The sequence below is a fragment of the Prolixibacter sp. NT017 genome (assembly GCF_009617875.1).
In the GTDB taxonomy this organism is placed as follows: domain Bacteria; phylum Bacteroidota; class Bacteroidia; order Bacteroidales; family Prolixibacteraceae; genus Prolixibacter.
The window spans coordinates 3,065,836-3,079,043 of the sequence record NZ_BLAV01000001.1; the positions used below are offsets into that span (position 1 = coordinate 3,065,836).

At 46.5% G+C, this 13,208-nt stretch carries 12 protein-coding genes; 3 read left to right on the plus strand and 9 right to left on the minus strand.

Annotated elements, in window-relative coordinates; translation table 11 throughout:
* Positions 1–5 precede the first annotated feature (5 nt).
* The 4 genes from GJU87_RS12665 to GJU87_RS12680 all read right to left on the minus strand — a co-directional run bounded on the left by GJU87_RS12665 (position 6) and on the right by GJU87_RS12680 (position 3,943).
* Positions 6–998 carry a VWA domain-containing protein gene (locus tag GJU87_RS12665; RefSeq protein WP_211297779.1) on the minus strand — a complete coding sequence of 331 codons (993 nt, stop codon included), beginning with the start codon at positions 996–998 and terminating at the stop codon, positions 6–8.
* On the minus strand, positions 995–2,017 hold the full coding sequence (locus GJU87_RS12670) for a hypothetical protein (protein ID WP_106541669.1): 1,023 nt from the start codon (positions 2,015–2,017) through the stop codon (positions 995–997). The genes GJU87_RS12665 and GJU87_RS12670 overlap by 4 nt, the downstream gene beginning before the upstream one ends.
* 21 nt (positions 2,018–2,038) lie before the next feature.
* Complete coding sequence (locus GJU87_RS12675; RefSeq protein WP_153639868.1) at positions 2,039–2,914, minus strand: DUF58 domain-containing protein; 876 nt, start codon at positions 2,912–2,914, stop codon at positions 2,039–2,041.
* A gap of 72 nt (positions 2,915–2,986) precedes the next feature.
* The gene (locus GJU87_RS12680; protein ID WP_373921489.1) at positions 2,987–3,943 is read right to left on the minus strand and encodes an AAA family ATPase; all 957 of its coding nucleotides are present in this window, start codon (positions 3,941–3,943) and stop codon (positions 2,987–2,989) included.
* 307 nt (positions 3,944–4,250) lie between these two features.
* Between GJU87_RS12680 and GJU87_RS12685 the strand changes: the two genes are divergently transcribed.
* On the plus strand, positions 4,251–4,547 hold the full coding sequence (locus GJU87_RS12685; protein WP_153639870.1) for a type II toxin-antitoxin system RelE/ParE family toxin: 297 nt from the start codon (positions 4,251–4,253) through the stop codon (positions 4,545–4,547).
* Complete coding sequence (truA, locus tag GJU87_RS12690) at positions 4,547–5,317, plus strand: tRNA pseudouridine(38-40) synthase TruA (RefSeq protein WP_153639871.1); 771 nt, start codon at positions 4,547–4,549, stop codon at positions 5,315–5,317. The genes GJU87_RS12685 and truA overlap by 1 nt, the downstream gene beginning before the upstream one ends.
* Here truA and GJU87_RS12695 read toward each other — a convergent pair.
* The 4 genes from GJU87_RS12695 to GJU87_RS12710 all read right to left on the minus strand — a co-directional run bounded on the left by GJU87_RS12695 (position 5,314) and on the right by GJU87_RS12710 (position 10,123).
* The gene (locus GJU87_RS12695) at positions 5,314–6,063 is read right to left on the minus strand and encodes a shikimate dehydrogenase (RefSeq protein ID WP_153639872.1); all 750 of its coding nucleotides are present in this window, start codon (positions 6,061–6,063) and stop codon (positions 5,314–5,316) included. The genes truA and GJU87_RS12695 overlap by 4 nt on opposite strands.
* Complete coding sequence (locus GJU87_RS12700) at positions 6,060–6,992, minus strand: DUF368 domain-containing protein (RefSeq protein WP_153639873.1); 933 nt, start codon at positions 6,990–6,992, stop codon at positions 6,060–6,062. The genes GJU87_RS12695 and GJU87_RS12700 overlap by 4 nt, the downstream gene beginning before the upstream one ends.
* Positions 6,993–7,097: 105 nt before the next feature.
* Positions 7,098–8,522, minus strand: a complete 1,425-nt coding sequence (locus GJU87_RS12705; RefSeq protein WP_153639874.1) for a tetratricopeptide repeat protein — start codon at positions 8,520–8,522, stop codon at positions 7,098–7,100.
* A gap of 56 nt (positions 8,523–8,578) precedes the next feature.
* Positions 8,579–10,123 (minus strand): DUF4301 family protein, encoded by a 1,545-nt coding sequence (locus GJU87_RS12710; protein WP_153639875.1) that lies wholly within the window; start codon positions 10,121–10,123, stop codon positions 8,579–8,581.
* 156 nt (positions 10,124–10,279) lie between these two features.
* On the opposite strand from GJU87_RS12710, the gene GJU87_RS12715 reads away from it, so the two are divergent.
* Positions 10,280–11,245, plus strand: a complete 966-nt coding sequence (locus GJU87_RS12715) for a TIGR01212 family radical SAM protein (RefSeq protein WP_153639876.1) — start codon at positions 10,280–10,282, stop codon at positions 11,243–11,245.
* Here GJU87_RS12715 and GJU87_RS12720 read toward each other — a convergent pair.
* Positions 11,242–13,143: a YgiQ family radical SAM protein gene (locus GJU87_RS12720; RefSeq protein WP_153639877.1), complete on the minus strand. Its 1,902-nt coding sequence runs from the start codon at positions 13,141–13,143 to the stop codon at positions 11,242–11,244. The genes GJU87_RS12715 and GJU87_RS12720 overlap by 4 nt on opposite strands.
* Positions 13,144–13,208: the final 65 nt, after the last annotated feature.

Below are 13,208 nucleotides of genomic sequence, written 5' to 3' on the forward strand. Positions count from 1 at the left end.
CTTTCTTACGGAATATTCCTGAAAATCGTGTTCTTCAGGAACACCAGCAACAGCGTCAGTAACAGGGCCGGAAGAGCAAAACGTTCGAATTCCTCCGTCTTCCTGCTGAACTGCTTCACATCTATTTTCGATTTTTCCAGTTTGTCAATCTCTTTGTAAATTTCTTTCAACTTGGCATTATCGGTGGCCCGGAAGTATTCCCCTCCGGTAATCGACGCGATTTGTTTCAACATTGGTTCATCAATCTTCACCTGCATTTGCCTCATCTGGGTACCGAAGGGAGTCTGTACCGGATAAGGCGCCGTGCCAATCGAGCCGATTCCGATAGTGTAAACACGAACTCCAAATGTTTTGGCAATTTCGGCTGCGGTAACCGGCGCAATTTCGCCGCGGTTATTCTCACCATCGGTCAACAGAATTACCACTTTGCTTTTGGCTTTACTGTCCTTCAAACGAGCTACGGCTGTTGCCAACCCCTCCCCGATAGCTGTTCCGTCCTCGATCATCCCGGTATGGATATCCTTGAACAGGTTAATCAATACCGCATGATCGGTTGTCAACGGACACTGCGTAAAACTCTCGCCGGCAAAAACCACCAGGCCAATCCGGTCGTAAGGTCGGCCGGAAATAAACTGAATGGCGATATTTTTGGCAGCATCCAACCGGTCAGGCTGAAAGTCACGTGCCAGCATCGAACTGGAAATATCGAGTGCCATAACAATATCGATTCCTTCGGTGGTGGCATTCTCCCAGCTGGAAGTCGACTGCGGGCGGGCCAGTGCCATAATCAATAACGATAACACGCCCAACTTCAATACAAAAAGCAGATGACGCAGATAATGCTTCCACGTGCGGGGTGCCCCCTCAAAACCTTTCAGTGTCGATAATTGAATGCTTGCCCGCGATTTCTTCTGCTGCCACACATACCAGACAATCATCGGTATGAACAGCAGAAAAAGATAGAAAAATGCGGGATGTGCGTATGTTATCTGACTCATGATTTTCTTCTTCCCTTTTTATCCGACAAATCAATGGTAATCTCCTCATCGCCGTTGTCTTCATCGTTTTCTTCTTCCTCTTCCTCGGGCGATTTCTCTTCTATTTTCGTTTGGTTGACGAAGAAATAGGCATTGGCCAGTGTCATCTGGTTATCATCTTCCACCGGAATGAATTTGGCAAACTTCACCAAATCCGCCAGTTCCAGAATTTCCTTCAGCTGCTTGTACGATTTTTCATCCAGCTTCACGGTATCGTACTTCAGCGCAACCATGATTTCATCGGTAGTTTTTTCCATGGCCGTCACGTCGAAACGTCCTTCCAGGTATTCCCGCAAGGTATCGGTAATGCGGCTGTAGTATTCTTTTACATGGTCATGCTGCCAGAGTTTCTGCTCTTTGATTTCGTCCAGCTTGCGCAAAGCAACACGATAAGGCGGCTCTTTCGGCTTCGGCGGCTTTTGGAACAGCGGCAGCTTCTTCTTCCTGCGGCGAATCGCATAAATCAGCAGGAAGATGATGGCCAAAATCAATATGCCACCAAACAACCACGGTGCAATTTCTTTCAGCGTTACCGGTGCATCGAACGGCTTTTTGATATCCGCCGGCCCTTTTTTCAAATCCACTTTAGGAACCTGTACAAACAGACTCAGACTATTAGTATGAACTGAATCAGTCAGCTGATCGTACTTCAGTTTAAACCAAACCGGTGGAATTGGATGCGGTCCGCTGTCGAATGCAGTGATCAAAAAGTCCTGCCGCAACATAATCCGACGGCCTTCCATCTTGATGGTATCAATCGGGGTGCGTTGCAGCACTTCGATAGATTTGCCGATGCTGTCGGGTATTTGTGGAAACTGAATCTTCGGACCGATATTCTGTTCCAGCTCCAGGTTCAGGTGAATCTGGTCGCCCAGCAGAATCGTATCACGGTCGAGCGTGGCACGTGCCTTTATTTCCTGCGCCTGTACACCCGATGCTACTATCAGCAACAGGGCCAAGACGAAGGTTATATGTTTCATCGTTCGTGTAACGTTCATTGATTATTGTTCTCTTTTCTTAAACAGTGAAACAAGCGATTTCACATAGTCATCACGGGTGTTGATTCCGACATAGTCGACGCCTGAACGCTTCATCATAATGTCGAGCTTCGTGCGGTAGTCGTTCCACCATTTATGATAAGTTTCCCGCACTTTCCGGCTCGATGAATCCACCCACAGGTATTCGCCCGATTCGGCATCTTTGAATTTCACCATGCCTATAGAAGGTAACTCAGTTTCCCGTTCATCGTAAATCTGCAGTCCCACCACATCGTGTTTGCTGTTGGCAATACGAATCGCTTTTTCCAACTCCGGATTGTTATCCATGAAATCGGAAATCACAAATGCCGTCACCCGGCGTTTCATCACGTTAGTGAGATATTGCATTGCCTGAGCGATGTCGGTTTGCTTCGATTCGGGCTGAAATTCGATGAGCTCCCGGATAATGCGCAACGTATGTGTCCGGCCTTTTTTCGGTGGAATGAACTTCTCGATTTTATCGGAAAAGAAAATCACGCCAATCTTATCGTTATTGGAAATAGCCGAAAACGAGAGAATCGCACCGATTTCGGTAATCACATTCTTCTTCAGCTTTTCAGCTGTACCGAATTCACGCGAACCACTCACGTCGATCATCAACATCACGGTCAGCTCCCGCTCCTCTTCAAATACCTTAATGAAAGGCTTGTTGTACCGGGCCGTTACGTTCCAGTCGATGCTCCGCACATCGTCGCCAAACTGGTATTCACGCACTTCACTAAAGGCCATACCGCGACCTTTGAAAGCACTGTGATACTCCCCGGCAAAAATATTGCGGGACAATCCCCGTGTCTTTATCTCAATTTTCCGAACTTTCTTTAACAGGTCCGATGTTTCCACAGCACAATAACTTGTTTGTTCCTATTTCATTCCATTCAATTCTCTATTTCCCTTTCCGGGAAACCGTTATTACTACGGTACCTCGACGGTATTGAGAATTTCGGAGATGATTTCTTCACTGGTCAGGTTATTGGCTTCCGCTTCGTAGCTGAGGCCGATACGGTGACGCAGTACATCGTGACTGACAGCACGGATATCTTCCGGGATGACATAACCACGACGCTTGATGAATGCGTACGATTTGGCTGCCTGCGCCAGGCTAATCGATGCACGCGGTGATGCTCCGTAGGTAATCATCTCGGCATATTTCGGCAGTCCGTGTTCTGCAGGCTGACGAGTCGAATAGACAATATCGACAATGTACTTCTGGATTTTCTCGTCGATGTACACATCTTTTACAATATCGCGTGCGCGGATAATGTCTTCCGGCTTCAGAATCGGCGATGCTTCGGGGAATTTCTTCAGCAGGTTTTGCTGAATAATCATCCGCTCTTCGTCTTTCTTCGGATAATCCAGAACCACTTTCAGCATGAAACGGTCGACCTGTGCTTCGGGAAGCGGATAGGTTCCTTCCTGCTCAATCGGGTTCTGTGTCGCCATTACCAGAAAGGGCTGCTCCAATTTGTAGGTATGATCACCGATGGTGATTTGTCGTTCCTGCATGGCTTCGAGCAATGCCGACTGCACTTTGGCGGGTGCCCGGTTGATCTCATCGGCCAATACAAAATTGGTAAAAATCGGGCCTTTTTTCACCATGAACTCTTCGTTCTTCTGGCTGTATATCATGGTACCCAGTAAGTCGGCCGGCAACAGGTCGGGCGTAAACTGGATGCGGGCAAATTTGGCAGCTACAATGTGCGAAAGGGTGTTAATCGCCAGCGTTTTTGCCAAACCGGGAACACCTTCCAGCAGAATATGCCCGTCAGACAACAATCCGATCAGCAAGCTGTCTACCAAATGCTTTTGTCCTACAATCACTTTGTTCATCTCCATGGTGATCATGTCGACGAATGAGCTCTCCTGTTGAATCCTCTCATTGAGTTCTTTAATATCTACTGACTGATTCATCCGAATATGATTTGTTTTTAATTGTCGAATAGAACTAACATGTTGTTACAATTATTCCCGTCAATGCTAACAATAATTACACCATGTTTGTTACATACTTCCGAAAGGTTATTTTTTTAATTGAAAACTTCTTTTTTTGAATGCTTACGAAATTAATGGTTTACCGATGATTAGCCAATAACATTTTGTTAAAAATCGTTAACCCTAAAAGCTTTGAAAGCTTCCTAAAATACTTTAATTTAAGATGCTGGAAAAATATTTTTTTACTATGACCCAACGTAAAGTCATATTAACCCCCAAAGCTGAAAATGAGTTCAGTCAACTCCGGAAATTTTTGTCCGGAGAATGGTCGCCTCGGGTCGGCACCAACCTCGAGCGAAAAATCGACTGGCTCCTGGAAAAGCTGGTCCAAAATCCGGAAAGCTTTCCAACGACGACTTCCGGTGATTATCACGTTGCCCGTCCGGGACGAACAACGTCAGTTTTTTTTACCTTTGACGACCGGGAAATCTGCATCCAATCCATTGTGGATACCCGCTTAAATCCGAAGGTAAACAATTCCTGATGCAACGATATTTTATTCAACTCGCATACGATGGAGCAAACTATCACGGCTGGCAAATCCAGCCCGGCTCTATCAGTGTGCAGGAAGTTCTGGAAAAATCAATCTCGACCATATCCCGCGAAGAAATTCACGTAACAGGCGCCGGCCGCACCGATACCGGCGTACATGCCAGCTTTTTCGTGGCTCACTTCGATGCCGAATCAGAAAACCTGGACGATCAGCATTTCACTTTCCGGTTGAACCGGTTTCTTCCTCCCGATATTTCAGTGCAGAATATTTACAAAGTGTACGATAAAGCGCATGCCCGTTTTGATGCGACCTACCGTACATATCAGTATTTCATCACCAAGCAAAAGGACCCGTTTAGCCGGGCTTTTGCCTATCACCATTACCGGCTGCTGGACGCGGAAAAAATGAATGAAGCAGCTCAACTTCTTTTCAACTATTCCGATTTTACCAGTTTCAGTCGCACCGGAGCGGACGCGAAAACCGGCATTTGTAAAATGATGGAAGCTTATTGGACGGAAGAGCCTGATCGATATATTCTAACCATCAAGGCTGATCGCTTTTTGCGGAACATGGTTCGTGCCGTGGTAGGTACTATGCTCGATATTGGTATGGGAAAAATGGAGCCGAAAGAAATTGGCCGCATTATTGAAGCGAAGGACCGCCGGGTTGCTGGCTCGAGTGCTGCCGCCCGTGGTTTATTTCTGGTAGATATCGGTTACCCGGAAGAGATTTCGCAGGGACTGATTAGAAACCCTGGTTAATCGCGATTCCAAATTTCCCAGGCTGCCAGCGCCTGTCCGTGGAGCATATCCAAACCATTTTTAATGGTTGCTCCCTGCTCTTCTCCCTTTTCCAGAAAACGGGTCTTTTCAGGATTGTAAACCAAATCGTATAACAAATGTTTTTCGGTAATAAACTGATACGGAATATCCGGGAAACCTTCTGTTTTCGGGTAAGTTCCCAGCGGCGTAGTATTCACAACGACCGTATATTCTTCCATCAGACTCTCATCTAAATCGCGGTAGCTAATTTGTCCTTCACCCTTTGGGGAACGGGAAACCAAGACCGTAGACAATCCCAGTTTCTGCAATGCCCAGACAACCGCTTTGGAAGCGCCGCCGGTTCCCAAAACCAGCGCCTTTTTATGATGCGCCTTCAACAAGGGTTGAATGGAATCGCCGAAACCGATGACGTCGGTATTAAATCCGCGCAAGCGATAAACCGCTCCTTCCCTTTCAACCCGGATGGTATTGACGGCACCGATTTCCTGCGCCGCCTCATCTACTTCATCCAGATAGGCAAAAACATCCTGCTTATACGGGATGGTAACATTCAGCCCTTTCAGTATCGGATTTTCACGAATGACAGCCGGCAACTTATCGATGTTGTCGATTTCGAAGTTTTCGTAAACCGAATCAATCCCTTCCAGGGAGAACTTTTCAGTAAAGAATTTCTTCGAGAAAGAATGCGTCAGCGGATATCCAATGAGGCCGAATGTTTGTTTCATGACTCCTCGACAGTTTGAGCAGATTTCTCCAATAAGTATATGGTAAAGATTCCGGCAACCATTAGCAGTACGGCTACAATCACTGCCGTTGACCATGATTCGGGAATGTACCAGTCGTAACCGGAAACCACTTTCTCGCCACTTTTCTTTAACAAGATATTTCCCAATGCATCGAGTTTATACACCGGATGTTTCCAGGGCCACAAAATTCCCATGGATCCTAAAATGAAACCGGTAAGCAACGCGATGGTTTGATCTTTGAATTTTTTGAAAACCCACGATAAGACGTGCGAAAACGCGACCAGGCCAACTACTGCTCCGACTACAACCGGCAACAATACCATCAGGTTGAGTTCGTTAATGGAGTCGATCATCACCAGTTGGTAGTTACCCAACAGAATGAGCACGAACGAGCCGGACAATCCGGGAAGAATCATGCTACAAGCCGCCACGATACCGCAGATGAAAAGGTAGAGCAGCGAGGAATTTTCGGAAGCCGGGCTCAAAACCGAAACGGAGAAGGCAAATGCTGTTCCCACAATCAGGCTGATGACGACCGACAGACGCCACTTTTCAACTGTCTTCCCAATAAAATAGACCGAAGCCAGAATCAAGCCGAAGAAGAACGACCAGATGTAAATCGGGTAACTCTTGAACAGAAAATCGAACAACCGGGCCAGCGTCAAAATACTGATGGCAACTCCGGCAAAAACGGCCAGCAGAAAGTCGAGATTGATATGCTTTGCCAACTGACGGAATTTACCGCTCAGCAAGAGTTTAAGCGCTGTTAAATTGAAGGATTTAATGCTATCAATCAACTTTTCAAAAATGCCCGTTATCAGGGCCACTGTTCCTCCCGAAACACCAGGAATGACATTCGCGGCCCCCATGGCCAAACCTTTCGTGAACAGGTTTAAATATTTCTTCATCGTTTATGTTAATGTTTTCAGACTTCCGGTTGGCTAAAATAGACAAAAAAACGGCCGAAATCGCTTCCGGCCGGATTCTGTCAGTATTTTAAAAGTTAATCATTGTTAATGATAATGATTAATCGTCTTATACTTATCAATCAACCGGTTGACCGGCTCACTTTCGAGTGCTTTCGGACAAAAGTCGAATAAATCGTGGTACTGACTAAAGTCTTCGCTCAGTGCTTGTTCCAGATAGTGCATGGCCAGATGTTCGTCACCATTCTCGAGCAAATAGGCTGTCAAACGGTAGTTCAATGTAGCACTCACCACATGTTGCTTTTTGGCTTTCATCAGGGTATCGATGGCCATAGCCAGTTGATCGTACTCGTAATAGAAGTCGGCAAACGAAAGCCAGCTCTCAGGATTGTTCGCGTCTAACTGAAGCGCTTTCTGGAAAGCCTGCTCAGCCTCTTCGTAATCATTCAACGTGGAGTTGACCTTGCCGAAGGTTAGCCAAAAATCGGCATTATCCTCTTCCAACTTGATGGCCTTTTTCAGGAATACCAGACTCTCCGGCACTTTATCCTCAACCAACAATACCACCGAAGCGCCATACCAGGCGTCGGCATTGTAAGCATTTAGCTGCAACGCTTTCTTATAATAATCGAATGCCTCTTTGAACTTCCTCTGATGAAAATAGCATTCAGCAATGTAACAATAGGTCTCGTCCGACTCGCCATCGATTTTCAGGTACTCTTCGTAACCGGCAATCGCTTCGTCGAACCTTTCGGCATTAGCAAGCGAGTTCGCCCGGTTAAACAAAGCTGAGGCATAATTATCATCGAGTGCCAAAGCGAAATCGTATGCTTCCACTGCATTGTTGAAATCATTCACCCGGTTGTAAGCAATTCCCAGGTTGTACCAGACAAATTCCGAGAAGGGATCCAAATCGAGGTATTTGTTGTAATACTGAATACACTTATAGCTCTCACCCACCTTGTCGTAGCTAAAAGCCAAATCGTAAATCACGTTCTCGTTTTCCGGATTTTCCTGGTAAGCTCTTTCAAAAAACGGAATAGCGCGATTATATTCGCTGTTCTGGATAAATGCTACCCCAATGCTGTAAAGGACTTCATCTTTTTCTTCGTAAGCAAACCGCTCCGCCTCTTCGAAGTAATAAGTGGCTTTTCGGCTCTCACCCAAAAAGTTGTAACAAGAACCGAGCATCAGCAAAATCTCCGGATTCGAAGATTCGATTCCAGCTACCATTTCGAGCATTTCTCTCGCCTCTTCCACTTTTCCCTGCGTAAGCAGAATACGAGCCTGCCGCACTTTCAGCGAAATCGCCTGGGGGTGCTGCCGCAATCCGCTCCTCACCGCCTTAACCGCATGAGAATGATGTCCCCTGTCGGAATAATAGTCGATGATGTATTCAAACTCTGCTACATCAAAAAACTCAACACGCTCCTCGTGCTGCATCTTCTGATAACGTTCAATTAGTAAAGCAATTTCGTTGCTTTCGTAGTCGTCCTTAGCTCCTTGTTCCATAAAATTTACCTGTCTGCGTATCTGTTAAAAATACCCAACGCAAAATCATCCCATCCTTAGGAGTCCTGGTGTTCTTTTCTCAATAAATCGTTGACGGTTTTCACCGGATTGAAGGTGATGACCGGAACTTCCACAAAAAGTGTAATCCAGTCGGCCATGGCTCCGTTCCAAAGTCCCGGCAGCTCCTGTGCCTTCAGCGGCTTTCCTTCTTTTGATTTATGAGAAATAAACCCGGTATTCGGATCGCGGTACTTCAACAAGTCAAATTTTTCGCCTTTGCTGTCGCGAACCCCACACACCAAATCAACCGGATTAAAATGTGTCGATTGCCCGACTATTTTTGTTTGTTCCTCATTTTCTTTGTCAATCTGACTTCCTTCCACAATCTGCAACGAAATGGTTTTGTCTGCATTGCGTGCCCAAAAAGGACCGCCACCCGGCTCACCTTCGTTTTTCACCATACCGCAAACCCTGATGGGGCGGTTCAGTTTATTTCGCAGATAAGGAATCAAATCTTCCTTCTCCGTATAATACTGGCTTTCTACAGCCTCAACACAAAGTTCATTCGTCAGAAAATCCGAAATCTCTGCGATGAGTTTGTCCGGCACTGCCGCTGAATTTTTTTCCAACTCGCGAAGGTAATTAAAAACCCTTTGCCGGTAATACAGTAACACACCAGCCAACGCTTTTTTATAACGCACGGTCGGCTCTTTTAGTCTGTCAGGCACGACATTATCAATGTTTTTAATAAAGATGATGTCGCTGTCAATATCATTCAGGTTTTCGAGCAATGCTCCGTGTCCTCCCGGCCTGAACAGCAATGAACCGTCTTTCTGGCGGAAGGGCTCGTTTTCGGGCGTTACCGCGATGGTATCTGTTGATGGTTTCTGTTCCGAAAAACCAATCTGGTAATGAGCGCCGTACTGATGCTCGTATTTCGTTGCTGCTTCATCGGTTTTGTCTTCAAAGTAAGAAAGATGTTCCGGCGATACAGTGAAATGCAGACTCACCTGCCTTCCCGAATCCTTCCCATACAAAGCACCTTCCACCATATGTTCTTCAACGGGCGTTCTGGATTTCTCGCCATATTGATGAAATTGCAGCAATCCTTTCGGAAGAAAGCCGTAATTCAAGCCTTTCTCTGTTAACACAAGTTCCAGAATTTCCCGGTAGGGTAAGTGTCCGTCACTATCCGCTTTTTTCAGTTCATCGGGCAATTGATGGTAAAAAGCGAATTTCGGGAGATTGTCAAAGAAAGCTTTGACATCGGCATGTGCTTCCTCTTTTAACAGCGAAACGGCCTGCTCCTGCGATTGGGCCGCATCCTGGAAAGCAAAAAGCTTTTGAAACATGCGACTGGCTGCACCCGAAGCCGGCACAAACTTTTCGATGGCGATTCCCCGGTTGACCTCGTGCTCGAAAATGCCGATGTACCTTTCAATCCGGCCTTCGTCGAGCTTTATAATTCCGTCGTTTACAGTGGCTGGACGGAGAACATTCATGAAGGGAAATCCTTTTTTAAAATTCTCGATTTGATGTTCTACTTCCGGTAGCCGGCTACCGCGATTGCTAATTTGCTGAATATCCTTTTCTGTAAACATAATCAACCAGTTACTTTAGTCGCTAAAGATAGAAAAAGGTTTAAAAAATAAAAACGAATAAACCTCTCCGAAACCTTAAGTTATCAAGAAGAAATGAACCGTTCGACATAATTTTATCCCTGTGCGGGGAAACAAATAACCTCTATCTTTGCGGCCATGACGGCTGATGCACAAACAAACGGGATTTTTCCCTGGGGACACCAACGGAGATACAACGATTTTCCTACCTTTTTCAGGCGCAAATTTAATGAAAGGGTTCAGAAAATCTCAATCGACGCGGGATTTACCTGCCCCAACCGCGACGGTAACCGGGGAACCGGAGGTTGTACCTACTGCAACAACAAAACCTTTAAGCCTACCTACTGCAACCTCGAGAACGGTGTTTCCAGTCAGCTGGAAAAAGGCGTGGCGTTCTTTCGCAAGAAATACGACAGCATAAAATTCCTGGCTTATTTTCAGGCCTACTCCAACACCTACGCTCCGATTGAGGATCTCCGAAAACTGTACGAGGAAGCATTGGCCTACCCGGGCGTCATGGGTTTGGTGATTGCCACCCGGCCTGATTGTCTGGACAATGAAGTGCTCGACTACCTTCAAGCGCTTTCAGAAAAGCATTACGTGATGGTAGAGCTGGGTATCGAATCGGTTCAGGACGACACGCTGAAAGCCATCAATCGGGGCCATGCCTGGGAAGAGTCCGTCAGAGCGTTGGAAGAAACATCGAAAAGAGGGATTCACAATTGTGCTCACATGATTTTGGGACTTCCAGGCGAAAGCCGGGACGATTTGCTGCAACAGGCTGAAATTATTTCCCGGTTACCGGTAGAAAATCTGAAATTGCACCAACTGCAAATTCACAAAGGAACGGTCATGGCCAAACAGTATGCTGACACGCCCGAGATGTTCCATCTTTTTTCTGTCAATGAATACCAGGAACTGGTGGTTGACTACCTTGAGCGGCTGAATCCTGAAATCGTTGTCGAACGATTTGTCAGCTCAGCGCCGCCGGACATGCTGATTGCCCCCCGTTGGGGATTAAAAAACTTCGAGTTTGTGGCCAAAGTGGAAAAACGTCTGGAAGAACGAAATACCTGGCAAGGACGCCTTTTTCAGAAACTCTAACGCCGCTTATGATGTTTCGGCTTCTTTCTTTTTGACTGATTTCTCTTATTTCCGGCCGGTTGTTGCTCTGCATCAAACAACCGTTTCTCCAAGTCGGGTCGGTTGAGTCGCTGTAACTCTTGCTTCAATGAATTCCGGTATTCTTTTTTGTACCAAAAGAAGAATTTGCGTTGCGCCAGCTTCTCTTTTTCGGTTCTTGGAACGAACACTTTTTCAAGCATGTATGGATGATATCCGGAATAATAAATCACAGTAGCCACCGTCATCGGCGTGGGCGTAAAATCCTGCACCTGCTCTAGTTTAAAATCCAATTCTTTGGTTTCGGCCGCCAATTCCGCCATATTCTCCAATTTACTTCCGGGATGGCTGGAAATAAAGTAAGGAATCAATTGCTGCTTCAAACCTTCCTCCCGGTTGACCGAATGGAAGAAAGTCGTTAATCGGCGAAATAACTCAAAAGAAGGCTTGCGCATCACATTTAGTACATCATCGGACGTGTGTTCCGGCGCCACTTTCAGCCGCCCGGAAACATGATGCCGGATCACTTCACGCAGATATTCCAGGTTGCCTTCATCTTTTTTCGCATCACCGGTTTCGTGAAAAGCCAAATCGTAGCGAATGCCGCTACCAATAAATGCTTTTTTCACTCCAGGGAAACCGGCTACTTTTTGATACAAACCGGTTAACGGACGATGATCGGTTTCCAGGTTCCTGCAAACCGACGGATAGATGCAGGAAGGGCGTTTGCACTGTCGGCAAAGCTCCAAATCCTTACCAGCCATGCGGTACATATTGGCCGAAGGACCGCCCACATCGGAAATGTAGCCTTTGAAATCGGGCATATCTACAACGGCTTCAACTTCTTTCATCACCGATTTTTCGGAACGGGAAACCACAAACTTCCCCTGATGCGCAGAGATAGTGCAAAACGCACAGCCGCCAAAACATCCACGATGAATATTGATGGAATGCCGAATCATTTCGTAGGCAGGAATCGCTCCTTTTCCATTGTAACGTGGGTGAGGCATCCGCGTAAACGGCAACTCATAAACCTGGTCGATTTCTTTAGTGGAAAGCGGCGGCCACATTGGATTAACCACTATTTGCCGGTTCCCCACCTGCTGGACGAGTTTTTTTGCCTGCCAACGGTTGGATTCTTCTTCGATATACCGGAAATTGGCAGCAAACTTCTTCTTATCCTTCAAACACTCTTCATGAGTATTCAATTCCAATGCTTCCCAATCGGTCTTCGTTGCATAATTATTGCCTTCCGGATTCATAAAGGCTGTCTGCGGAATGTTGGTCAGCGATTGCACGGGAACGCCGCGTTGTACCAGCCGGGCAAATTCAGTGATGGATTTTTCGGCCATGCCATAAAAGAGCAAGTCAGCACCACTTTCTTCCAGAATTCCCGGCTTGAGTTTGTCCGACCAATAATCATAATGCGTCAGGCGACGAAGTGAGGCTTCAATTCCTCCCAACACCACGGGAACCTCCGGATAAAGTTTCTTCAGAATATTGGTGTAAACCACCGAAGCGTAATCGGGACGAGCTCCTGCTCTGCCTCCCGGCGTGTAGGCATCGTTGGAACGCCGGCGCCGATTGGCTGTGTAGTGGTTCACCATCGAATCCATGTTTCCGGCGGTAACGCCAAAAAACAAACGAGGTTCGCCCAGCTTTTTGAAATCGCGCAAATCATCCGTCCAGTTGGGTTGTGGCACAATCGCCACCCGCAGTCCAGCGGTTTCCAGGATGCGCCCGATAACCGCCGCTCCAAACGACAGATGGTCAACATACGCATCGCCGGTAAACAGGATCACATCTGCTGCATCCCATCCCAACGCTTTCATCTCTTTCGCCGAAGTCGGCAACCATCCGGATGTTTCTGTTCTATTCAAATTCTGAGTCAATTTGCTTTGTTTGCGGCAAAGTTACACTTTTCAGCATCCACATTTTCAAAAGC

Bases quoted from the DNA above. Each gene is read 5' to 3' on its own strand.
- GJU87_RS12665 (WP_211297779.1), bottom strand. From the start codon at position 998: ATGAGTCAGATAACATACGCACATCCCGCATTTTTCTATCTTTTTCTG.
- GJU87_RS12670 (WP_106541669.1), bottom strand. From the start codon at position 2,017: ATGAAACATATAACCTTCGTCTTGGCCCTGTTGCTGATAGTAGCATCG.
- GJU87_RS12685 (WP_153639870.1), top strand. From the start codon at position 4,251: ATGACCCAACGTAAAGTCATATTAACCCCCAAAGCTGAAAATGAGTTC.
- truA (WP_153639871.1), top strand. From the start codon at position 4,547: ATGCAACGATATTTTATTCAACTCGCATACGATGGAGCAAACTATCAC.
- GJU87_RS12695 (WP_153639872.1), bottom strand. From the start codon at position 6,063: ATGAAACAAACATTCGGCCTCATTGGATATCCGCTGACGCATTCTTTC.
- GJU87_RS12700 (WP_153639873.1), bottom strand. From the start codon at position 6,992: ATGAAGAAATATTTAAACCTGTTCACGAAAGGTTTGGCCATGGGGGCC.
- GJU87_RS12705 (WP_153639874.1), bottom strand. From the start codon at position 8,522: ATGGAACAAGGAGCTAAGGACGACTACGAAAGCAACGAAATTGCTTTA.
- GJU87_RS12710 (WP_153639875.1), bottom strand. From the start codon at position 10,123: ATGTTTACAGAAAAGGATATTCAGCAAATTAGCAATCGCGGTAGCCGG.
- GJU87_RS12715 (WP_153639876.1), top strand. From the start codon at position 10,280: ATGACGGCTGATGCACAAACAAACGGGATTTTTCCCTGGGGACACCAA.